23 protein-coding genes are annotated in these 23,090 nt (G+C 43.4%); 11 read left to right on the plus strand and 12 right to left on the minus strand.

Annotated elements, in window-relative coordinates; translation table 11 throughout:
- Nucleotide 1: 1 nt before the first annotated feature.
- The 6 genes from mnmE to rpmH are packed head-to-tail and all read right to left on the minus strand — an operon-like array spanning nt 2 to nt 4,392.
- Nucleotides 2–1,426, minus strand: coding sequence for a tRNA uridine-5-carboxymethylaminomethyl(34) synthesis GTPase MnmE (mnmE, locus tag AAAA73_RS10085; RefSeq protein ID WP_340598180.1), 1,425 nt, complete (start codon nt 1,424–1,426; stop codon nt 2–4).
- 16 nt (nt 1,427–1,442) lie between these two features.
- The gene (locus tag AAAA73_RS10090) at nt 1,443–2,006 is read right to left on the minus strand and encodes a Jag family protein (protein ID WP_340598181.1); all 564 of its coding nucleotides are present in this window, start codon (nt 2,004–2,006) and stop codon (nt 1,443–1,445) included.
- A 34-nt stretch (nt 2,007–2,040) separates the two neighbouring features.
- Nucleotides 2,041–3,672 (minus strand): membrane protein insertase YidC, encoded by a 1,632-nt coding sequence (yidC, locus tag AAAA73_RS10095; protein ID WP_340598182.1) that lies wholly within the window; start codon nt 3,670–3,672, stop codon nt 2,041–2,043.
- Nucleotides 3,656–3,925: a membrane protein insertion efficiency factor YidD gene (gene yidD / locus AAAA73_RS17420; RefSeq protein WP_445292029.1), complete on the minus strand. Its 270-nt coding sequence runs from the start codon at nt 3,923–3,925 to the stop codon at nt 3,656–3,658. Before yidD ends, yidC begins: the two co-directional genes overlap by 17 nt.
- The gene (rnpA, locus tag AAAA73_RS17425) at nt 3,894–4,253 is read right to left on the minus strand and encodes a ribonuclease P protein component (protein WP_445292030.1); all 360 of its coding nucleotides are present in this window, start codon (nt 4,251–4,253) and stop codon (nt 3,894–3,896) included. Before rnpA ends, yidD begins: the two co-directional genes overlap by 32 nt.
- Nucleotides 4,243–4,392, minus strand: a complete 150-nt coding sequence (rpmH, locus tag AAAA73_RS10100; RefSeq protein WP_340598183.1) for a 50S ribosomal protein L34 — start codon at nt 4,390–4,392, stop codon at nt 4,243–4,245. The genes rnpA and rpmH overlap by 11 nt, the downstream gene beginning before the upstream one ends.
- A gap of 214 nt (nt 4,393–4,606) precedes the next feature.
- Here rpmH and dnaA point away from each other — a divergent pair, with 214 nt between their 5' ends.
- The 11 genes from dnaA (at nt 4,607) to AAAA73_RS10155 (ending at nt 17,200) form a co-directional block, all read left to right on the plus strand.
- Nucleotides 4,607–6,025, plus strand: a complete 1,419-nt coding sequence (dnaA, locus tag AAAA73_RS10105; RefSeq protein ID WP_340598184.1) for a chromosomal replication initiator protein DnaA — start codon at nt 4,607–4,609, stop codon at nt 6,023–6,025.
- A 235-nt stretch (nt 6,026–6,260) separates the two neighbouring features.
- Nucleotides 6,261–7,367, plus strand: coding sequence for a DNA polymerase III subunit beta (gene dnaN, locus AAAA73_RS10110; RefSeq protein WP_340598185.1), 1,107 nt, complete (start codon nt 6,261–6,263; stop codon nt 7,365–7,367).
- Entirely contained in the window at nt 7,367–8,491 is a 1,125-nt protein-coding gene (gene recF / locus AAAA73_RS10115; RefSeq protein ID WP_340598186.1) for a DNA replication/repair protein RecF, read from the plus strand. The genes dnaN and recF overlap by 1 nt, the downstream gene beginning before the upstream one ends.
- Nucleotides 8,492–8,579: 88 nt before the next feature.
- Nucleotides 8,580–11,009 (plus strand): DNA topoisomerase (ATP-hydrolyzing) subunit B, encoded by a 2,430-nt coding sequence (gyrB, locus tag AAAA73_RS10120; RefSeq protein ID WP_340598187.1) that lies wholly within the window; start codon nt 8,580–8,582, stop codon nt 11,007–11,009.
- Nucleotides 11,010–11,033: 24 nt separating this feature from the next.
- Complete coding sequence (gyrA, locus tag AAAA73_RS10125; protein ID WP_445292039.1) at nt 11,034–13,520, plus strand: DNA gyrase subunit A; 2,487 nt, start codon at nt 11,034–11,036, stop codon at nt 13,518–13,520.
- Nucleotide 13,521: 1 nt separating this feature from the next.
- Entirely contained in the window at nt 13,522–14,319 is a 798-nt protein-coding gene (locus AAAA73_RS10130; RefSeq protein ID WP_340598189.1) for a tetratricopeptide repeat protein, read from the plus strand.
- Nucleotides 14,319–14,549: an AtpZ/AtpI family protein gene (locus tag AAAA73_RS10135; protein WP_340598190.1), complete on the plus strand. Its 231-nt coding sequence runs from the start codon at nt 14,319–14,321 to the stop codon at nt 14,547–14,549. The genes AAAA73_RS10130 and AAAA73_RS10135 overlap by 1 nt, the downstream gene beginning before the upstream one ends.
- On the plus strand, nt 14,546–14,920 hold the full coding sequence (locus AAAA73_RS10140) for a hypothetical protein (RefSeq protein WP_340598191.1): 375 nt from the start codon (nt 14,546–14,548) through the stop codon (nt 14,918–14,920). The genes AAAA73_RS10135 and AAAA73_RS10140 overlap by 4 nt, the downstream gene beginning before the upstream one ends.
- Nucleotides 14,892–15,599, plus strand: a complete 708-nt coding sequence (gene atpB, locus AAAA73_RS10145) for a F0F1 ATP synthase subunit A (RefSeq protein WP_340598192.1) — start codon at nt 14,892–14,894, stop codon at nt 15,597–15,599. The genes AAAA73_RS10140 and atpB overlap by 29 nt, the downstream gene beginning before the upstream one ends.
- Nucleotides 15,600–15,636: 37 nt before the next feature.
- Nucleotides 15,637–15,960, plus strand: a complete 324-nt coding sequence (locus AAAA73_RS10150) for an ATP synthase F0 subunit C (RefSeq protein WP_340598193.1) — start codon at nt 15,637–15,639, stop codon at nt 15,958–15,960.
- 235 nt (nt 15,961–16,195) lie between these two features.
- Nucleotides 16,196–17,200: a MerR family transcriptional regulator gene (locus tag AAAA73_RS10155; protein ID WP_340598194.1), complete on the plus strand. Its 1,005-nt coding sequence runs from the start codon at nt 16,196–16,198 to the stop codon at nt 17,198–17,200.
- 108 nt (nt 17,201–17,308) lie between these two features.
- Here AAAA73_RS10155 and AAAA73_RS10160 read toward each other — a convergent pair whose 3' ends face one another.
- From AAAA73_RS10160 to AAAA73_RS10185, 6 genes are read right to left on the minus strand one after another with little or no spacing between them, the layout of a single operon-like run.
- The gene (locus AAAA73_RS10160; protein ID WP_340598195.1) at nt 17,309–18,676 is read right to left on the minus strand and encodes a phosphomannomutase/phosphoglucomutase; all 1,368 of its coding nucleotides are present in this window, start codon (nt 18,674–18,676) and stop codon (nt 17,309–17,311) included.
- A gap of 43 nt (nt 18,677–18,719) precedes the next feature.
- On the minus strand, nt 18,720–19,676 hold the full coding sequence (locus AAAA73_RS10165; protein WP_340598196.1) for a 4-hydroxythreonine-4-phosphate dehydrogenase PdxA: 957 nt from the start codon (nt 19,674–19,676) through the stop codon (nt 18,720–18,722).
- Nucleotides 19,669–20,613 carry a peptidylprolyl isomerase gene (locus AAAA73_RS10170; RefSeq protein ID WP_340598197.1) on the minus strand — a complete coding sequence of 315 codons (945 nt, stop codon included), beginning with the start codon at nt 20,611–20,613 and terminating at the stop codon, nt 19,669–19,671. Before AAAA73_RS10170 ends, AAAA73_RS10165 begins: the two co-directional genes overlap by 8 nt.
- Nucleotides 20,606–21,574, minus strand: coding sequence for a peptidylprolyl isomerase (locus AAAA73_RS10175; RefSeq protein ID WP_340598198.1), 969 nt, complete (start codon nt 21,572–21,574; stop codon nt 20,606–20,608). The genes AAAA73_RS10170 and AAAA73_RS10175 overlap by 8 nt, the downstream gene beginning before the upstream one ends.
- A 12-nt stretch (nt 21,575–21,586) precedes the next feature.
- Complete coding sequence (locus tag AAAA73_RS10180) at nt 21,587–22,396, minus strand: foldase protein PrsA (RefSeq protein ID WP_340598199.1); 810 nt, start codon at nt 22,394–22,396, stop codon at nt 21,587–21,589.
- Nucleotides 22,397–22,449: 53 nt separating this feature from the next.
- Nucleotides 22,450–23,073, minus strand: a complete 624-nt coding sequence (locus AAAA73_RS10185) for a lysophospholipid acyltransferase family protein (protein WP_340598200.1) — start codon at nt 23,071–23,073, stop codon at nt 22,450–22,452.
- Between the last annotated feature and the right edge of the window lie 17 nt (nt 23,074–23,090).

Here is a 23,090-nt window from a genome sequence, read left to right on the forward strand (position 1 = left end):
GCTACTTCCCGATACAAAACTCTTTAAATACCCGGTCCATGATTTGATCATCGAACCGCTTACCTAAAGTTTCGTGAATCGCGATGAGGGATTCCTTAAGCTCCAGCGCCAGGAATTCAGAACCCATCCCCTGATCCACCAAGGTTTGTGACCTTTGAGTATTCTCTAAAGCACGGACCAGGTTTTCATAGTGACGGGCATTGGAAATAAGAACGGTATTTTCCACCTGCAAATCCGCGAATTCCTGGACAAGCTCTTGAAGGACACTCGAACGCACCTTTTTATCAAGAGCACTGACAAAGAACACCCTTCTTGTGAAGAAGGCCTTGGGATCTGCAATCTTTTGGAAAAATTTACTGTTTTTAATGGCTTTTTCGACAGTTTCAAGTGGTTTAGACCCACCAATTCGGTCGATTTTATTGGCTAAAATGAAGGTTTTTTGAGGATCCAGGGACTCCAGAATTTGAGTCTCTTCTGGGCCCATACCCTTTTCGATATCGAAGACAAAGAAAACCACGTCGGATTCATTTTGAGCTTCATAGCTTTTTTGAATACCAATGCGCTCAACCAGATCCGTTGCTTCATCGCGAAGACCAGCCGTATCGACGAAAGTGAACTTCACACCCTCAAATGTCGTATCCCCATGAATCACATCACGAGTAGTACCTGGAATATCTGTGACAATCGCGCGCTCATCTTCCAGGAATAGGTTCAACAAGCTGGATTTACCCACATTCGGAAGACCTGTTAAAACGACTCGAAATCCATCCTTAAGAAGACGGCCGACTTTGAATGTTCCGACCAGGTCCTTAAGAACCGCTTCGATTTTTTTAAGACGAACTTGAACTACGGAATAATCAACAACGTCGATACCTTCAGTGGAAAAATCAATGCTGGCCTCAGCGTGAGCCAAAATCCAAGTCATATCGTCTTCAACTTCTTCAAGCTTATGCGACAACTGTCCTTTTAGCTGACGAAGTGCAATCTTAGCTGCCTGTTGCGATTGAGATTCGATCAAGGCCAATACTGATTCAGCCTGAACCAAATCCAGTTTTCCATTCATAAAGGCACGATAAGTGAACTCTCCGCGATCCGCAGGACGAGCCCCTAGTTGCACCAGGGAGTTCAATATACTTTGGCAGATAAGCGGGCTTCCGTGACAGGAAATCTCGATGACTTCCTCGCCCGTAAAGGATCTTCCATGTTGGAAGTAAGTTACCAGAACTTCGTCAATCTCATTACCGCCGTCTTTCAGATTACCAAAATAGACTTTATGAGACTCAGGATGTGCGGGTATGAATTTGCACAGCAGTGCTACGATTTCCAATGTTTTAGGGCCGCTAATTCGAATGACGGAAATGCCACCCACTCCGTGAGGAGTGGAGACCGCGCATATTGTATCCTTGTCACGATCTCCGCGAATCATACGACCCTACTAACAATTATTCTTGGTGAGCGTCTTCAGCTTTGTTTCCTTGAGCTGAATTGCCACCTTTTGCTGGATAGATTTTAATTTTTTTGTACAAGCCATCACCCAAAGAACGGCTTTTGATGCGAGGATCTTTAGCCAGGTATTGATGTACAACTTTGCGATCTTTTGGAGGAAGGGCTCTGTAGTATACAGACTTCCCTTGCTCAATGCAGATTGCTTTCAAGTTTTCAGCGCGCTCGATAAGTGCGCCCTCAGTTTCGTCACGGTAACCACCGCAATCTACTGTGATGTTTGTTTTATCTTCAGGGAAATTGTGCTGAATCACGCGTTTAAGAAGCAATTGGAATGCATCCAACATTTGCCCTTTTTTATCTTTCAAAAGCTCTTCATCTCCACCAGAGAATTGAACTGAAAGAACGGCCCCACCGTCATCTTCTTTTGAAGAAGTGATTTCAAAAGAAAGATCGAATTGAGCTTTTTCGATGATACCCTCTAGAGTGTTTTGCACCAAAGATTCAACTTCGCTGTTTGCACTCTTGCTTTTTCCCCCGAAAAGCTTACTAAAAAAACCCATTTTACCTCCCAGGTAAAAATAAAAATCTAAGTTACTATTTCGCTTTAACCGTCTTAACGACCGGTTTTGCAGTTGGATCTCTCATGATCAAATACTGTTGGATGATACCGAACAACGTACTGACAACCATATAAAGAGTCAGACCGCTTGGTAGCTGCAACATGAACACTGAGAAAACCAGAGGCATAAACGCCATAATTTTTGCTTGAGTAGGATCCATTGTGGATGGAGTGATCTTTTGTTGGATGTACATAAAGATCGCCATCGATACCGGAAGTACATAGAACTTATCATGAGCACTCAAGTCGTTGATCCAAAGGATGAACGGAGAGTTGTAAAGCTCAATAGAAGAACCAATTACGCGGTATAGTGCGAAGAAAATCGGGATCTGAAGAATCATTGGCAAACATCCAGACATTGGATTTGCACCATGTTGCTTCATCACAGCCATCATCTCCGTGTTCAGTCTCATCGCATCGTCTTTGTACTTTTCACGAAGACCCTGGATGATCGGTTGAACCTTTTGCATCGCCTTCATGGATTTCGCAGACATGATATTGAATGGAAGAACCACGAAACGAACCAACAAAGTCAGAAGGATGATCGCAATACCCCAGTTACCAGCCAATTGATGGCAGGCTTTCATCACGTATAACAAAGGACGAGCGATGAAACCAAAGAAACCAAAATCAATAATGTGCGCCAATTCAGGATCGGCTGCCTTCAACAAATCGATGGATTTAGGACCCGCATAGAAAATTTGCGAGAACTTCATTTCGTCTTTTAGTTGAACCGGCTTGTACGTAAGCTCAGCCATAGCTGTTTGCTTTTCAACGTTTGAAGTCAGTTTTACTTCTGGAATAATTTCTGACTTATCAAGTACAGCTGCTGCAAAATACTGAGAGCTTACGGAAATCATCTCTGTATTTGGGAAATCTTTAACAACGTTTTCTTTGGAATTGCTGAAGTTTACAGTGTCGTGTTTGTCACCTTCATGACTAACAAAGAAATCCTGATGCTCATAAGAAGGAAACAACCAGGAAGTTGATTTAGACACGTGGATAGTTTCTGGAATCAACAAAGAGAAGCCTTTTTTTACATCTTCAGTTGGTTTGTTGAAAGAAACTGTATTTGTGAAAGATGATTTTGCGGGATCAAAATTCATCTCACGTGTAATCGTCATGTCACCGACTTGTGCCACACCAATGTAAGAGCCTGGTGCCTTTTCAGACATATTGAAAACAACCGGCTTATCGTGACCCAAGAAACGAAGAGCATACAACCCGTCATTTACTCCGGCGCCAAGTTTGATTTTATTTCCCTGTTTATCCTCATAGTTATTCACAGTGAAATTCTTCAATCCCATACCGTGATTGGAAATTTGGAAGGAAACTTTGTCGTTAGTGAATGTGAAAGACTGTTCTTGAGTGGGAGGTGCAACAGTTTCAGATTTAGCCTCTACAGTGGCTGCAGGAGCCGCGACATTTTCAGATGGAGTCGCTGTATTTTCTGCTGTCTGCGTTTGAACTGTTTTTGGCTTATTATATTCTGGATATTTCTTACCCAGATATGTTTGCCAACCGAAATAAACAACTGCAACCGCACCTACGGCGATTAGAGTTTTAGGATCGAAAAAGCCAGGATTATTCTTATCTTGCTGATTCATGGAGCGTTCCTCCTGATTCTGGGACCGGATCATAACCATAAGGTCCACCCGGCCGACATTTACAAATTCGTTTTGTGATTAACCAAAAAGCTTTATGCGATTTGTGTTTGTGAATAGCTTCCAAGGCATATGCCGAACAACTCGGTTCGAAGCGACAGGATCCACCTAAATGTGTGGTTCCAATAGATCTGTAAGCAGCAACGAAAAACCAAAGCAACGCTTTAAAGGTTTTTTCGAAGAGACCCAATCCCACGATCCATAGCTTTGATAAATTCCTCGTGTGGGAGGCCTTTATAAAAGTTGGTTTCCATGGGTTTGAAGATGATATTGATGTCGGCTTCAATAGAGTTTCCTGTTTTAAGCAAGGCTCTAAAGTATTCTCGACTCCAACGTTTAAGCTTGTTTCGCACAACTGCAGGACCGACTTTTCGACTAGCAGTTACACCAAAACGCAACTGACCAACGGAGTTCTTCTGATAATTCAGAAGTAACCACCTCGTAGGCCAGTTTCTTTTGCCAGATTGTTTAAGAGAGAGAAACTCAGAGCTGCGCTTAATACCTAGCGGAGAACTATTTTCCACCTGTAGAAACCGTCAAACGTTTTCTACCTTTAGCGCGACGACGGTTAAGAATTTCTTGACCAGCTTTAGTAGCCATTCTTGCACGGAAACCGTGAGATGTTTTACGACGTTTGTTTGATGGTTGGTATGTACGTTTCATGTGTTCTCCTGAACTACTCTCTACCGAGATATTTACGACGCTAAAAGACGTCAATTACGCCAACTTTTAATCGGCGACTACATATATGATTCCACAAAGCTGTAATCAACTAGATACGTGGGGCACTAATTAATCACAACGCGGCATCAAGGTCAACTGTTGAAAACTTCAGCTGACCTTGTTAAGGCTACCCTGCATTTCGAGGGGATGGTCTATGGAGTTAAACGCTTCTTTTTGGACATTAATTAAGACAAAAATGAAAAGTCGTAATGATAACAATAAGTTATTAGATACTTGGCTTGATCCTATTGAGTACCTCAGCACGGGTGGCTCATTTGAACGTCCCAAACTGATACTCGGAGTACCCAACGCCCTCCACCAGTATTTTGTTATAGAGAACCTTCAGGATAAGATTTACACAGAAATTTCAGATACTTACAAAAGACCCTTTGAAGTTGAGTTTAATGTTACTGGGGCCAAAGTGAATACTCACATTGAAACCGTGGCCTCCATTGAAGAGGTTCCTGTAAATCAGGGGTCTGAAGTTCTTCAAGCTCAGCTTTCACGTGCTCAGGCTACTCAGACTACTCAACCTAGGTCCAGTGACTCATTAAATGTGGATTTGACCTTTTCGACCTTCGTCGTGGGAAAAAATTCCGAGTTTGCTCACGCGGCTTGTTTTAACGTAGCCCGCAACCCAGGAGCGGATGATTATAATCCTCTCTATATATATGGACCGGTTGGGATGGGTAAAACGCATCTTTTGCATGCCGCTGGAAACCATATTCGTGAGCAATTTCCGCACCTTAGAATTACTTACTTATCCGCTGAACGCTTTATGAATGAGTGTATCTCAGCGATTCGCCGCCATGAAATGGATAAGTTCCGCCAAAAGTATCGCGAAAACTCGGATATTCTTTTGGTCGACGATGTTCAATTCATCGCCCGTGGTGAAGCTGTTCAGGAAGAATTTTTCCATACGGTGAATAGTTTTATCGATACGCGTAAGCAGGTTATCCTGGCGAGTGATCGTATGCCCAAGGATATCCACGGACTTGAAGATCGCAGTCGTACCCGTCTTGAGCGGGGATTGATTGCAGATATCACCATGCCGGATCTTGAAACACGTATCGCAATCCTTAGATATAAAGCTGAAAAGTTTAATATGCGCCTGCCAGAAGACGTGGTCCACCACATCGCACGCATCTCTAAACGTTCTATCAGAGAGCTGGAAGGCAACCTTAAGAAGGTTAAGATGTTCTCTGAGCTACAAGGTTTACCTATTGATGGCGAGCTTGTGAAGCGCATCCTTTCGCACCATGAAACTCAATCTACTATCTCTGTAGAAGAGATTATGAAATTGACTGCTGATCACTTTAAAGTACGTGTTTTGGATCTAAAATCCTCTACACGCGCCAAGCCAATTGTCGTTCCACGTCAAATTGCGATGTACTTAATTAAGAAATTTTTGGAAAAGTCTTTGGTGGATATTGGCAAAGCATTCGGCGGAAAAGACCACACAACAGTGATGAACGCGCTGGATCGAGTTAAGAATCTACAGGCGACCGATCAAGATATCGCAAAAGATATCGAGGATTTAGAGACAAGAATCCACAATATCACAGGTGTGTGAATGTGGACTGTGGATAGAGTTGTGGAAGAATCTGGGGGAAGAAATGTGGATCTGAGTTACCCCCAAAATTCGCAATTTTCAGCCTAACTTGTACAGAGGCTTTATCCACAACTGTTTTTTAGTGTTTACACGTACTTAGAGGATTTGTTAGGTTTTCCACGCCCCTACTACTACTACTAGTTATTTATATTAATAGTAATAGATAATAAGAAGGGTGTTTTAAGAGGGAATAGTTATGAAGATCGAAATTGATAAAAGAGATCTGTTAAGCCTTATCGGTAAAACTCAAAATATCGTTGAGAAGCGCAATACAATGCCAATTCTCATCAACGTACTTCTTGAAGCTGATCAAAATTTACTGAAAGTATTCGCAACAGATTTGGAAGTAAGCCTTACTGATCAAATCAAAGCGCAAGTTCATCAACCAGGTAAAGTGGCAGTATCAGCAAAAAGTCTTTTCGAAATTGCAAAAGAACTTTCTGAAGGTCCAATCACTTTGATCAAAAAAGAAAACAACTGGTTGGAAATCAAACAAGGGAAATACACTTCCAAGATTGTGGGTATCTCTGCGGAAGAGTATCCGATCTTCCCTACTTACAACTCTCAAGCCTTCATCAAGATTGCTGCACAAGTTCTGAAAGAGATGATTGATAAAACAATTTACTCTGTATCGAACGATGAAACTCGTTACCACTTGAACGGTGTATTTTTTGAATTAAATCCACAAGCTGGTTTCAAAATGGTTGCTACCGATGGTCACCGTATGAGTTTGGTTTCGAAAGAATCCACAGACATTAAAGTTTCTGCCACTCAAGGTGTGATCATTCCTCGTAAAGGTCTTCATGAAATCAAAAAGATTTTGGAAGGCATTGATGGGTCTGTGGAAATAGCTGTGGAAGGCTCCCAATTCGTACTAAAACATTCATCAACAATCCTGATGATTCGTTTGATCGAAGGAAAGTACCCGAATTATCAACAGTTTATTCCACAGAAGCTGACGCAAAAAGTGGGGATCAACAAGGAAGCTTTCCTTACTTCACTAAAACGCGTTTCACTTTTGGCGAATCAAAAATCCAAAGCGGTGTTGTTGAATCTTTCAAACGGCCGTATGGAAATTTCTTCGAACAATCCAGAGTTGGGTGATGCGAAAGAAGAGATCGAAGTTGAATATGCAGGCGGAGAAATCAAAATTGGTTTCAACGCAAAATACATCACTGACATTCTAACCAGCATGACTCATGACAAGATCGATTTCGAATTGAACGATCACTTGTCACCTGGTTTGATGAGACCTCATAACGACACTTCTTACACTTGTGTTGTTATGCCTATGAGAATCTAATGATCTTTGAACGACTACGTCTTGTAAATTTTCGCAATTACCGGGACGTAGTATTGAAGTTTTCCCCTCGCGTGAATGTCTTCGTCGGAGACAATGGCCAGGGGAAAACAAATCTCCTTGAAGCGATGTACATGATCTCGCAAGGCGATTCCTTCCGCTACTCTGATAACTCCACAATGATCAATTCGGCTAATCAAGAATCGCTTATTCAAGCGTTGATTACTCAAAACGATCTTCACTACAAATTGAAATTAGGTCTTACGAAAAGTCGTAAAGTTTTAACGTTGAATGAAAAACGTGTGACGTCGGCGGATGTTCGTAAAATTTTTGCCAGTGTTGTGTTTAGTCCCGAAAGTTTAGCAGCGATCAAAGAAGGTGCCGATCACCGCCGCGAACTGGTTGATGATTTGCTGGTGACCTTTGATCGCAAGAACACCGATTTGATCGCCGATTATCGAAAAGCACTGAAAACGCGCAACAAGATGCTTAAGAACTTTGTTGAGGGCGATGTACCTAAAGGTACCACCCTTGACCTTTTGGAGTCTTTAAACCCGCAATTTGTGCGTTTAGCGACCGATTTGACCTATGCTCGCATCAACGCACTAGCTGGTTTGGCAAAAGACTTTAACAACGCCATGCAATACATTTCTGGTAATTCTGCTGTGGATATCTCGGTGGAATACCTGGTTTCCGATGAAAATGCTGTGCACTTCACTCGTGAACAGGTCCAAATGTCTCTTGAAAAACGTCTTGGAGAATTGCATGATGCGGAGCTCTCATCTGGAACCAGTTTGGTAGGGCCACACAAACACGACATCGTGTTCCTATATGGTGGAAAAGACTCAAGATTTTTTTGTAGCCAAGGGCAGCAAAGAGCCATCATTCTTTCTTTCAAAATGGCCCAAATTGTGTATCATAGGAAGGCTCACGGAACCTATCCTGTGCTGATGTTAGACGATGTCTTATCTGAGCTCGATAAAACCAAAAGAGATGCGCTGATTACGTTCTTACACGAGATCAACACACAAATTTTTGTTACGACGACAGACTTCACATTGCCCGACTCTTTCAGCCTCGATCAGTTATCCGTTGTGCGCATCAAGGATGGCCAAATTCTTGATTAGCCATTTCAAGTTTTTAAACTTGCGATGAATGTATGAACGCGATCCGCTCGACAGCGTCGAGGGATATGCAAAGCAATGAGGGGTTCCAGTGTCTACAGAAGAACAACAGCAACCAGCGGCCTATTCGGCCGATTCGATTCAAGTTCTTGAAGGTCTCGAAGCAGTTCGTAAACGTCCCGGTATGTATATCGGTGATACTCAGTTCAAAGGTTATCATCATCTTGTGTATGAGATTGTGGATAACTCGGTAGACGAACATCTTGCTGGATATTGCAAAACTATCAAAGTTTCAATCAATGCAGATGAATCCATCACTGTCGAAGATGACGGTCGTGGTATTCCTGTTGCAACTCAAAAACAAACTGGCAAATCAGCTCTAGAAGTTGTTATGACCGTACTTCACGCCGGCGGTAAGTTCGACGGTGGTGGTTATAAAGTTTCTGGTGGTCTACACGGAGTTGGTGCTTCTGTTGTGAATGCGCTTTCCACTCGTGTGAATGTTGAAGTTCAACGTGATGGTTTCTTCTGGAGACAAAACTACGCTCAAGGAAAAATCCTGGCTCCGGTTGAAAAAGGCGAAGCTTCCACAAAAACTGGAACGAAAGTTACTTTCAAACCAGATCGTGAAATTTTCAAAGATGAAACTATCACTTACGACTTTGCTACTTTGGCAAATCGTTTCCGTGAACTTGCATTCCTAAATGCAGGTCTTCATATTTCTTTGACTGACGAACGCACAGGTAAAAAACAAGACTTCCAATATGCGGAAGGTGTTGCTGAGTTCGTTAAGTACATGAATCAATCTAAAAAATCTTTGCACAACGAAGTTGTGTACTTCAAAGGCGAAAGAGATAACGTCGACGTTGAAATCGCAATGCAGTGGAACGATTCTTACTCAGAATCTATTTTCACATATTGCAACAACATCAATACTCATGAAGGTGGTACTCACCTTGTTGGTTTCCGTGCGGCTTTGACTCGTACAACGAATGCCTACGCAACTGAAAAAAATCTTTTGAAAGATTTGAAAACCAACCTTGAGGGTGAAGACATCCGTGAAGGTTTGGCAGCAGTTATCTCCGTAAAAGTTCGCGAACCACAATTCGAAGGTCAGACAAAAACCAAACTTGGTAATGCCGAAGTAAAAGGTATCGTCGAGTCTTTGGTTAATGAAAAACTAGCTGACTGGATGGATCGCAATCCTACTATTTCAAAAAACGTTATCATGAAGTGCGTGGAATCTGCGCGTGCTCGTGAGGCTGCTCGTAAGGCGCGTGATCTTACTCGCCGTAAGACAGCTCTTGATGGTGGATCTTTGCCAGGTAAAATGGCGGATTGCCAGGAACGTGACCCTGCACTTTGCGAACTATACCTGGTGGAAGGGGACTCCGCGGGAGGTTCCGCGAAGCAAGGTCGTGATCGTCGTACGCAAGCGATCTTGCCTTTGAAAGGTAAAATCCTAAACGTCGAAAAAGCACGTTTTGATAAAATTATTTCTTCCGAAGAGATCAAAGTTATCATTTCCGCTCTTGGTACTGGTATCGGTAAAGACAACGTGAACGTGGATAAAATCCGTTATCACAAAATCATTATCATGACCGATGCCGACGTCGACGGATCTCACATCATGACTCTTCTATTGACGTTCTTCTATCGCCAAATGCCGTTGGTTCTTGAGCGTGGTTATATTTACATCGCTCAACCACCATTGTACCGTGCGAAAAAAGGCAAAGAAGAAACGTACCTGAAAAATGAAGCTGCTTTGACTGAGTATCTTTTGAGCTCGGGTCTGAACAATTTCAAAATCAAAGGTAAAGAATCTTTGCCCGAAGCTGAACTTCGTCAGTTGATTTTGAACATTCAAAGATTGAACAGCCTGATTAAAGTATCTTCAAAAAAGTACGACAAAGACGTTTTGTATTTCATGCTAAGCAAAGTTGCTGATCTTGAAAAAACTTTGGGTGATGAAGGCAAAATGAAATCTGTTCTTGCTGACATGACATCTTGGGTAAATGCGGATCCAAAACTTGGAATCACTGAATTCAAAGCAGAAGTGAAACAAGATGAAGCAACTGGGAAACCATACGCTGATATCTACACGGTTCGCTATGCAGATCGCATGACAACTAAGTTCAGCCTGGATAGCTTGCGTTCTTCAGAAATGATCGAGCTTCGCAAGATCTGGGCGCAAATCCAAGGCATCAGCACGTTGCCACTAACAATCATTGAAGGCGAAAACGAAGTTCAATTCGAAAGCTACAATGAGTTCTACGAACACGTTATGGAATCTACGAAAAAAGGAATCTATATCCAACGATACAAAGGATTGGGAGAGATGAATCCGGAGCAGTTGTGGGAAACTACACTGAACAAGGAAAACAGAACTCTTTTGAGAGTTTCAATTGAAGACGCAGTTGCGGCTGATGAAACATTCTCGATCTTGATGGGTGAAATGGTTGAGCCTCGTCGTAACTTTATCCACGAAAATGCTCTACTGGCTCGTAGCCTTGACGTTTAATTTTAGAATAATTGGTGAATGAATATGGAAAACAATAATCAAGAAAAAGGCGTCACGGTAGTCGATATCAGTAAGGAAATGCGTGGAGCATACCTTCAATACTCGATGTCAGTTATCGTTGGTCGTGCCCTACCAGATGTTCGCGATGGCTTGAAACCCGTGCATCGTCGTGTTCTTTTCGCTCAAAGCGAGATGAACAATCGTCATAACAGACCTTATTTGAAATCTGCCCGTGTGGTGGGTGACGTAATCGGTAAATACCATCCGCATGGCGACTCTGCCGTATACGAAACTATGGTTCGTATGGCCCAGGATTTCTCTCTTCGCTACCCGCTTGAAGATGGCCAGGGTAACTTCGGTTCTATCGACGGCGATAGCGCAGCAGCTATGCGTTACACAGAGATCCGTATGACTCCGATGGCGGAAGAACTACTGAATGATCTTGAAAAAGAAACAGTAGCCTTCGGTCCGAACTATGACGACTCTTTGCAAATTCCTTTGGTACTTCCGGCAAAATTCCCAAATCTTTTGGTGAATGGTTCTTCAGGTATCGCAGTTGGTATGGCGACAAATATTCCGCCGCACAACTTGGGTGAAGTTATCGATGGTACAATCCATTTGATCAACAACCCTACTTGCCAACTTGAAGACCTGATGGTGCACATCAAGGGACCAGACTTCCCTTCTGCAGGTGTAATCGCAGGCCGTGAAGGTATCTTGCAGGCTTATAAAAAAGGCCGCGGTATCATTTCACTAAAAGCCGTTGCAGAAATCACTCCGAACAAAGACCGTGAAGATATCATCATCACGGAAATTCCATACCAGGTTAATAAAGCGAAGCTGATTGAAAGCATCGCAGACCTGGTTCGCGATAAGGCTATCGAAGGTATCTCTGATATCCGCGACGAGTCTTCTCGTGAAGGTATGCGTATCGTGATCAATCTAAAACGTGGCGAAAACGCTTCCGTTATTTTGAATCGCTTGTACAAATTCACTCAAATGCAAGTTTCCGTTGGTATCATCATGCTTGCGCTTGATGCGAAAAACCAGCCGGTTACGTTCGATTTGAAAGGCATGCTTGAAGCCTTCGTTGATCACCGTCGTGACGTTGTTACGAAACGTTGTATCTTCGAACTTAAAAAAGCCCAAGAGCGTGCTCACATCTTGGAAGGCTTGAAAAAAGCTCTGGATCACATCGAAGAAGTTATCAAAACGATCCGTGCTTCTAAAGAAGCGCACGCGGCTCGTGAAGCTTTGATGACTAAATTTGAATTCTCTGAACGCCAAGCAATTGCAATCCTGGAAATGCGTTTGCAACGTTTGACTGGTTTAGAGCGTGATAAAATCATCGAAGAACTTGCAGAACTTCAAAAAACTATCGATTGGTTGAAATTCGTTTTGGCTGACGTTCGTGAAATCTACAAGATCATCGTTGGTGAACTTGAAGACATGAAAAAACGTTACGCAGATCCACGCCGCACTCAATTGCAAGGCAGCCTTGATGATATCGAGGACGAAGATCTTATCGCTGACGAAGACATGGTTGTGACAGTGACAAACACAGGTCTTATCAAGCGTATGCCGACAGCTGAATACCGCGTACAAAAACGTGGCGGTAAAGGTTTGAAAGGCATGGAGACGAAAGAGGAAGACTACGTTACAGATCTATTCTCTGCCTCTACTAAAACTATGCTTCTTGTCTTCACTGACAAAGGTAAAGTGTACTGGGTGAAAGTTCATAAACTTCCACTGGGCAGCAGAACTTCCAAAGGGAAATCTTTGGCCAATGTAGTTCAGCTTTCTTCTGGTGAAAGCGTTCGCGCGATCTTGCCGGTTGACGAGTTCAACGAAAACAAATTTGCAGTGATGTTGACTGAAAAAGGTGTCATCAAAAAAACTTCTTTGGATTCTTTCGCGAATCCAAGAACTGCGGGTGTTATCGCTCTTACGACAGATCTTGATGACGGTATTATTGCCGTTAAGATTTCTGACGGTCAGTCGGATATCTTCATTGCTACCAAAGAAGGTATGTCGATTCGTTTCAACGAAAACGACGTGCGTGGAATGGGCCGTACAGCTCGTGGCGTGAAAGCTATTACGCTTGCAAAAGATGACGTAGTTGTCGCGATGGAAGTTCTTGAAAAGAACACTTCAGACACGATCTTGATGGTAACCTCAAAAGGTTACGGTAAACGTTCAGAAGTGGGCGAATACCGCGTTCAATCTCGTGGTGGCGTAGGTATCATCACTCAGAAAACTACTGACAAGGTTGGTAACGTTGTTGGTACTAAAAAAGTTTCTGAGAAGCATGAATTGATCCTTTCTACAGACAATGGACAGGTTATCCGTATGAAAATGACGGACATCTCTGTTCTTGGCCGTAACACCCAGGGTGTTCGTTTGATTAACATCGACGAAAAAGACGAAACAGTAACTGGCTTGGCGGTGGTTGAAGACGACCACTCTGACGAGGCGGCTGCTCCTTCTGCACCTGAAGGCGTGACTCACTAACATGATCAGAGGAGTTCTGGTTGTTTTACTATTACTCCTCACCGCCTGCTCCTCCCAGGAGCGTGGCGACTATAAAATAGCCGAAAAAAACGTAAGCCAGGGTAACTATAAAGTTGCCCTGGAATACTTCGATCGCGTGATTCTAAGAAACAGTAATTCTGAGTATCCAATGGAAGCAGCTCGCGAAGCGGCCCGGGTTTCATTTTTTGAAATGAAAGACTACGAGCGAACGATCAAATATCACCGCTTCATCGTTTTGAATTCAAAAGACGAAAAAGAACGCGTTCAATCGCAAAAACAAATCGCTGATATCTACTTTAATAATCTTCAGAACTATCAGGCATCGGTTGTTGAATTCAGTAAGCTTCAACAGATGCCCCACACGGATCTGGAGGCGGCTCAATATCAAATGAGCATCGCGCGTGCGAACTACTATATGAATAACTTCTTTCAGGCGGAATCCGAGATCGATTCTTTGTTGCGCCTGAAATCTGACGACAATATTCGCTTTCAGGCATTAATGCTGAAAGGGAATATCCTTGTCGCCAAAAAAGAATTTATCAAGGCCATCGATATATTTAAGGGCATGATCGACAAATACCCTCAAAGATCAGTTCAGGAAAACGTAGGTTTGGTTCTGGCCGTCTGTTATGAGGAAAATGATAATTTCAAAGAAGCGATCAAAGTTCTTGAAGACTATCGTGGTAAATACAGCCCGCCTGAGTATATTGAGCTTCGTATTAAGCGTCTTCAAGAGCGCATGAAAAATGCCCCGGGTGCGAAAGGCTTTAGGAAGTAATGAGAAAGTATATAATATTTGCATCCATTGGCTTCGAACTTGTCGGGTTGATTATCGGATGTTTTTACTTGGGCGAACTTCTGGATACCAAATATCAAACCAAGGGAATGGCTTTCGTTGGTTTAAGCTTAGCCGCCCTGGTGGGTTGGCTGGTTCGGGTTATTTGGCTTTTAAAGCGCATGGAAGCCCTGGAAGAAAAAGAAAACGCGAAAAAGAACCCAGGTAAATGATTAGAGTTTTAATTTGTCAGCTCTTTATAACGGTCCTTGGCTACCTAGCCACACTGTTTTTTGCCGCACCTAATCATGCGGATTCATACCTTTGGGGCTCCCTAACTATCCTAATGAGCTTTGCCTTGATGGGATTGGGGTACGGGCTGATCTTCCAAAAGAAATTGGTTGCCCTAGGAGTCTCCCTTATTGTATTTAAGTACGCGATTTTAGGCATTATTATCTTCACTCTGACCAAACTCGATTGGTTTTCATCAATTGCGTTTGCCATGGGTGTTGCTAGCTTTATTGTTTCAGCAATCTATTATGCGATCAGTGAAGCTTTGAGAGAGGAAAAAGAAGATGGCGGCAGGAGCACACCACCCGTTTAACTGGACACAACTTATTCCAGGTGTAGGCCTTGAATATTATCACGTTGCAACTTTAGCAGTAGCAACAGTAGCAACTATCGGTGTTGGTTTGATGGCTCGTGCATCTTTGGGTAAAGGTGAAACGGCTGTTCTTCCTGCGGATAAATTTTCTGTTCGCGGAATCTTTGAAATGCTTACTGAAATGATGTCGGGATTGGCTGACATGGTTATCGGTGAACATGGCAAACACTATGTTCCGTTCTTCACTTCTGTATTCTTCTTCATCGTATTCAACAATTTGATCGGTATGATCCCGGGCATGACTCCGGCGACTGAAAACATCAATACGACTTTCGGTTTCGGTATCTTGATGTTCTTGTTCTATAACTTCCAAGGTGTGAAAGAAAACGGTCCTATCGCTTACCTAAAACACTTCATGGGTCCGGTTATCTTCCTGGCTCCGTTGATGTTCGTAATCGAAATCGTATCCCACTTGGTTCGTCCATTCTCATTGGGTCTTCGTCTTGCTAACGTAATGATGGGTGACCATACGGTACTATCTGTATTCTTGGATCTAGTACCAATCGGTGTACCAATTCCATTCTATATCATGGGATTGTTCGTATGCTTTGTTCAGGCTTTTGTATTTACTTTGCTTTCAATGGTTTACGTAGCATTCGCGATTGCACACGACCACTAAAAGGCAAATATTTAACCGTTCTCTAAAGGAGAAACACATGAAAAAAATGATCGTTGCACTAGTTGCTACTTTGGCTTCCGTATCTGCATTTGCACAAGAGGCAGCTGTTGCTGCTGCTCCAGTTGCTTCTACAACTGGTTTCGGTGACAAAGGTTTGATGGCTATCGCTGCTGCATTGACTATCGCTATCGCGGTATTCGGTGGTGCTATGGCTCAAGGTAAAACTGCTGCTACAGCTCTTGATGGTATCGCTCGTAACCCAGCGGCTTCTGGTAAGCTTTTGATCCCAATGATCTTGGGTCTAGCTCTTATCGAGTCTCTAGTTATCTACGCGTTGATCATCGCTTTGAAACTTTCTTAATTAACGGCGCTTCTAAGCGCAGTAATTAAAAAGATCAGAAATGATTATAAAAAGGCTGGGTTCGTCCCGGCCTTTTTTATTTTGTACAGGGACACACTTTCTCCAAGGTACGGTCTACCTTAATCCCAGCATTTACACCCGCTACGGGTGTGCGGTCGTCCGCAGTTAATATAAATCCAAAATTTCCTATTTACCTTGCCCTTGGGACAACCTCGATAAATAACCTGAGGTTAGGATGAAGAACTGGCTTACCATTGGACAATTTGCGAATTCGATTGGCGTATCGGCAAAGGCATTACGTCTTTACGAAGACATGGGTTTGTTGAAATCCCATGTGCGTGGGGAAAATGGCTATCGCTATTACGATGAAACACAATTGGATCTTGCTCGCCGTCTAAAGGAATTCAAAGATTTGGGTTTCACATTGGCGGAAATCAAAGCCCTTCTTGAGGCCGACGAGTCTTTAGATTCCGATAAACTTGCGACTTCAATGCATGTACGCCTAAAAGATATTTCCCAACAGGCAGAACTTCTAAAATCCCAAAAAGAACAGATCGAATGCATCCTCTCCTCTTTACAAAAGAAACAAGAACCGCTTGAGGCGGAACAAAGGAGAGCGATCATGAGTTACTACGGTAAAGTTTCGATTCTGATTACAGGTTGCGATGGGTTGGAAAAAACTGCGCATTTCGTGCATGAACATTTTAAAAGTGCTGGCCAGGATGTGCCGATCTTAATGTGGTCGGCTGGTATGGAGTTGCCAGAGGCAAAACCATATATTTTGATTCTACCTGAAAAGTACCTGGAACAAGAAGATGTTCTAAGAATTAATGCGGATGTGATTGTGATTAAAAGCGTCAGTATTCATTCTGAAGAAATGGAAAAAACGTATTTGCGCTTGTTTGCCGAAGCAGGTCCGCATGTCACAACGGTGATTAATGCTGATGATCGTGCGTCGGTTTCGTTTGCGGGCCAAGAAAATGTACGTAAAGGTCGAATTTTCTACTTCACCAAAAATCGAGCTTTAGAGCCACAGATTCAAAACATTGGTGGCGTTATTAGTAGCGGCGAAGATCTAGAAATCTATGGATTCAATTTGAAAAATTCAAAAGTTGAAATGAAGTATAAAAAGATACTGGCGTTCGAAGACGAGATTGCACTTGTTTCTTCATTTGCGGCGGTGATGTCAGCAGGGCTTGAGAAAGAGAATCTTGTTGGAACACTTGCGCTGATCAAATAATAAAAAAAGGGCCGGTGTTTTCACCAGCCCTTTTCGTATTCGTAATTTCTACATCCGATTCGGATGTGCGGACGTCCGCAGTCTCCGTCGGGAAGTAAGGCCGTACCTTTAAAGGTATTTGTTAACCACAGCTTCAACGCGGTCTTGGATGCGTTTCATGCCGGCTGCTGTTGTTGCTTCGTAGCGCACAACCAATACGGGTTGTGTATTTGAAGAGCGGCACAATGCCCAACCGTCTTCGAAGCTTAGGCGGATGCCGTCAGTTAGATCTACTTTGTAGTCTGCGCCTGGGCCGCCTTTGAAAGCTTCTTTCATTTTCTCAACGATCAAAACTTTTTTCTCTTCAGTCGTGTCGATGCGGATTTCAGGTGTGTTGAATGCTGGTGGCAAACCTTCCAACAATTGTGGAATTGTTTTGCCAGTTTTTGCCAGGATTTCCACCAGGCGAAGACCTGCATAAGGAGCATCATCGTAACCGTAATTGCGATCTGCAAAGAAGATGTGACCAGACATCTCGCCACCGAATGGTGCTTTTTCAACTTTGATTTTTTCTTTGATTAAAGAGTGACCTGTTTTCCACATGATGGGTTGGCCACCGTGTGCTGCGATGTCGTGATACAAGCGATCAGAACATTTAACGTCACCTACGATTTTTGCACCTTTGTTTGTCTCAAGGATCGAGCGAGAGATGATAGTCATCAACTCGTCACCGTAAACCATGCGACCCGTATGATCGACCACACCGATGCGATCAGCATCACCGTCAAAGCCGATACCGCAAACGGCACCCTCTTTTTTAACCTGTGCAGCTAAATCCACAAGGTTTTCCTCAACCGTTGGATCTGGGTGATGATTTGGGAAAGTACCATCTGGTTCTTCGAACATGATTGTCGGCTTCAAACCACATGCTTCAAATAGACCGCGAACAACGGAACCACCGGCACCGTTTCCGCAATCCAATACGACTTTAACGTTCTTCAGTTGGCCGAATTCTTTTTTATAGTGCTCGTAGTAGCTTGGACGGATGTCGAAAGACTCCACAGAGCCTTTGCCATCGATGTACTCGCCCTTTTCGATAATTTTGCGAAGAGTTTGGATTTCTTCACCAAAGATCGTTGTTTTGCCCAAAGAGATTTTGAAACCGTTGAACTCAGGAGGATTGTGGGAACCAGTTACTTGAACGGCGCCGTCCACTTTCATCGTGAATGTCGAGAAATAGCACACAGGGCTCGTTACAAGGCCCAAGTGAATAACCTTAGCTCCTGAATCAACAAAACCTTTTTCCATGCTTTTAACGATGGCTGGAGAGCTTACACGGGCATCGTGACCGATAGTCAGCGTAGGATTAGAAATATTTTTTACGTTCTTCATATGAACGACGAAGGCGCGCGCCAGAATATAGGCGAAGTTGTCATCGAACTGACCGTTGTAAACACCGCGGATGTCGTATTCTCTAAAAATAACTGGTTGATACATTATAACCTCACTAGGTATTGGAAATGACTAGAATTAATACTAACTAGGCCCGCTGTCGAGCTAAATTAACAGCCCACTTAATTGCATCTATCATAGAGTTTGGGTTGGCCTTGTTTTTACCAAAAATATCCTTGGCAGTTCCGTGATCGACACTGGTTCTGACAAATGGAATGCCTAGGCTGATGTGGACGCCGCTGTCTTGTCCGTGAATCATTTTAAAAGGAATCAAACCCTGATCATGGTAAAGGCATAGGTAGACAGAGTATTTCTTCCAGTTCTCCTTAAAGAAGGCGGCATCAGGAACCAAAGGCCCCACATATGGAATTCCTTTTTCGGCCGCAAAAGACTGTAGATTTGGGAAAACCATGAGTTCTTCAGAGCCAATCATCCCTTGCTCGCCAGAGTGAGGATTAAGGCCCAAGACTCCAATTGGTTTTGCGCGCTTGGATGGCGGCAGTGATTTACGTAAAGTATCCGCGCTCAATAAAGCCTCTGCAACGGTGCTAAAGCTTATGTGTTTTGTAATCTGAGAAACAGGCAAATGCCCCGTCGCCAAAACCACATTGAACTCGCTACCCGCAAAACCCATATGGACGGTTTTTGTTTTTGAAATGCGTTTTAGAATATCGGTGTGCCCAAGATCCTTAAATCCAGCATCCTTAATCAGAGTCTTTGAAAGTGGACCCGTTGCCATGCCCTGCAGTTGGTTTTTCATGCAGGCTTTAGCTGTCAGGTCCACCCAGTGTGCCGGGGTTAAATCCGAGCAAATATCTACAAGATAAGGACCTTCGATTTTCAGGGCTTCTTCGATGGTGTCGACTACGATGCGTTTAAACTTTTGATCAATTAACTTCAGATATTTGGTGGAGGCGTTGTCGTTCCTCCACATGATGAATTGGATGTCTTTCAGAGGGCCCAGCTTATGAAGTGCCTTTGCGGTAACTTCGAAGCCAACGCCGTCATCATCCCCAGTGGTAAGCGCAATTCGAATTCTACTCATTGATTCTGATAAAGGCGTCGTCGCGTTTGTTTTGCAACCACAAGCGCAACTGACGTTTGAAGCTGGTTTCCATCAATTGAGCCTTGATGCGATCCTTTTGTTTTTCAAAATTTGGATCAGAAGTCAGCTTACGGCCGGTAAGTTTGGCAATGTGATAACCCATGCGTGATTTGATAACACCAGTGGTTTCACCAACAGTCAGGCCAGCAATCGCTTCTTCAACCTCGGGCATGAATTCGCCGGACTTGAATGTGCCAAGTGCACCACCGGAGGAGAAATTTGGATCTTCACTAAACTGCTGCGCCAGGGTTTCGAAGTTTTCACCGGAGCGCAATTTGGAAAGAACATTTTCGGCGCGTTTGAAAGCGGCCTCTGCCCCACCCTTTTTAGGGTTAAAGAAGATGTGAGATACCGAGAACTCATCTATTGAAGGCTTGTTCTTCGGATTGGACTTCAGATATTCATTTAAAGCGTCTTCATCCGAGATGCGAAGCTTGGAAATGATCTCTGTATCCATCAGGTTTGATTTCTCAATCTTGTCTTTCAGGAAAACCTTGTACTCATTAACATCAACGCCCTGGCCTTTAAGGATGTTTCCAAGCTCTGCTTCGCTTACGTTGTTTCTTTTGGCCATTTCTTTGAAGTCTTGTTCAACGCGGGCATTGGTTACGGACAAATTCAGACGTTTGATTTCGGAGAAAATAATCTTCTCGTTAATCAAGTAGTCCATTTGTGCTTTTCTATCTTTTTTCAATTCGTCGACAGATTTGCCATCCAACAAAGCATCATCCACCATACCAGGTTTGGAAATTCGACTTTGTAATTCCTTAAGGTCAGACTCAAGGATGATTTCGTTGTTCACGACAGCCAAAGTTTTTTCAATGACTTCGGCCTTAACTGGAGCTGCGACTAATAAAGAAAAAAGCAAACTAATCATTATCCCCTCGGGTATCTACGGAAATGGAGTTCATCAATTCGTGATCCTTTAGGACTTTACTACTTCTGAGCTGAGCATCAAGCCATGCGACGTATTCTGCCTGCTCGCGTTGTGCTTTAAGAGCCCGAGTAATTTGCGGACGTACTTCTTCGAGCGTTAAAGTGGAGGCCGGAGCCTTTTTTTCTACACGAATCAGATGAATACCGAAGGGGCTTTTGATGGTTTGAGTACCGGCAGAGTTTGTAAACAGGCGGTCAAAGTAGTCCACAGTGCCTTTTTCAATCCAACCAACCACGCCGCCGGACTTTGCCTCTGGCGTAATGGAGAACTTCTTGGCAAGTTCAGCAAAATCTTTAGTTTTCAAATCTGTTTTAATGGCATCTGCTTTGGCTTCTTCATCAACGACGATCTGACGGATATAAATGCGCTCTTTGCGTTTATACATATCCTTGTGATCATCGTAATAGCGTTTGATCTCGTCTTCGGCGATGGGCTTGGCCTTCTCATTGATTTTTTTGAAAACCTCACGCTCGATCAGGCTGTAGCGTAAGTCCTCGCGCCATTCCGCAAAAGATAAATTCTCTTGAGCCAGTGCGCGACGAAATGCAAGGTCATCTGGATAGTTGGCGCGCAATTTATCCACTTCGGCATCAAGAGTGTTTTCTGACACGACGATTTTCTGAGCGCGTGCCCAATCCAAGGTTAAGCTTTTAACCAGGAAGTCGCGTAAGATGTCTTCTTTGATTCTTTGGACGTTATTGGGGTCTTTGGCGGCAAGCGCATCAAAGTTTTTAAGTTTTCTAGCCAGTTGATTGGCGAACTCTTTGGCGGTTAATACGTGCTCATTTACCTTCTGAACAGGTTTCTTGGAAACCTTCTGGTAATTGGATGGGCAACCTGCCAAAAACACACTTGTTAAAATAAAAAGCCCCGCTTTAACGGGGCTCTTTAGGAATTTCATTAGAGTATTTCCTTATTTGATAAGGTTTTTGTTTTCTTTAATGGAGTAGGATTTTTTCAACTTCTCAAAGTACTCATTAAAGATCACTTTTCTTTTCTCATCGTATACTGCCGCTCTGATTTGGCGTTTATCCGCGTTTTCAAAGCTGCGACGACCCGTTAGCTTAATGATGTGGAATCCATATGGAGATTCGATGAGCCCGTTAATTTCACCGACCTTCATGCCGATTGCCGCTTCATAGTATGCTGGAACGATTGTAACACGAGACTGCCAGCCGATGTCACCACCCGCTTGCTTGGAAATCGCGTCGTCAGAATAAAGCTTAACCAGCTCTTCAAACGGACGCTTTGATTTTTTCACTTCAGCGTAGATTTCATCAGCACGCTTGCGAGCTTCCGCGATTTGCGCCGGAGTTGCACCCTGTTTAAACTCAATCAGGATGTTGCTTGTGCGGATTTCAGGATTGGTTTTATACCAGTCTTGCATTTCTTTGTCAGAGATCGTGATCTTTTGGATTTTTGGGCCCAATTCTTTTTCAAGAAGTGCTTTATACATAGCCTGGCGCAATTGTTCCTGAACAATTGGGTCTTTTTCCAGATTGCGCTTTTCAGCTTCCTGCAAGCCCACTTCGTAGCGAACCATGTCTTCAAGGAAAAGGTCTTTAGTTGGAGGGTTTGAAGTTTTAGACTTAATGTCATTGTACTTCTTGTTGAACTCGTCCAGGGTGATTGTTTTTTTACCCACTTGAGCCAACACGTCAGAAGATTTTTGCGCGAACGCGGGTGCCGCGATGAGCATCAAGATGCTAATAACTAATTTCATACTTTAAAAGTCCCTTTAAAAAGTTGAATACAAACTATGTTAAAACGCTAGCACTAGGTTTTATTATCCGCAATGAAATTAGCCGCTTGCTGGCGTGTACGGTGTAAAAGGGACTCTAACTCTAGAGCAAGGTCTGGGTTTCTGGGATCCTGCTCTTTAGTCACAGGAGGAAGACTCTCACTCCAAACTATAACTACCTTTGCAAATGGTTTTGGCAGAAAGGTTTTGTTCCAGGATTTTGGGAAGTGAATGGCGCGATCGACATAAACGCCAGCTGCATAAATTGGCCCATGAATCATGCGTGATAGTTCAAAAACACCGGGCTTCACTTTGTGTAACGGACCCTTTGGTCCATCCACTGCAAAGCTGCAATTTCCCCCGTCTTTTACTAAACGCAACAGACCTTTCAGGGCTTGCACACTGCCGCGTGAAGAGGATCCACGGCTGGTTTTTGCACCCATCCACTTTAGGACGGTGGCCATAAGTTCACCGTCTTTGGATTGAGAGGCAATTGTGGCAATTCGATAGCGCTTAACAATCGAAAGCAATGCCAGTTCGTCTCCATGCCAGTGGGCAAGAACGACAGGATTTCTGTTTTTCAGGGAATTCTTAAGAGATTCAGGCTCAGAAAGACGAACCCTCCACGTCCATGAGAGGGTTCGATAAAATACAAACACGATGATAGGAAGTATGT

This window comes from Bdellovibrio sp. GT3, assembly GCF_037996765.1.
GTDB lineage: Bacteria > Bdellovibrionota > Bdellovibrionia > Bdellovibrionales > Bdellovibrionaceae > Bdellovibrio.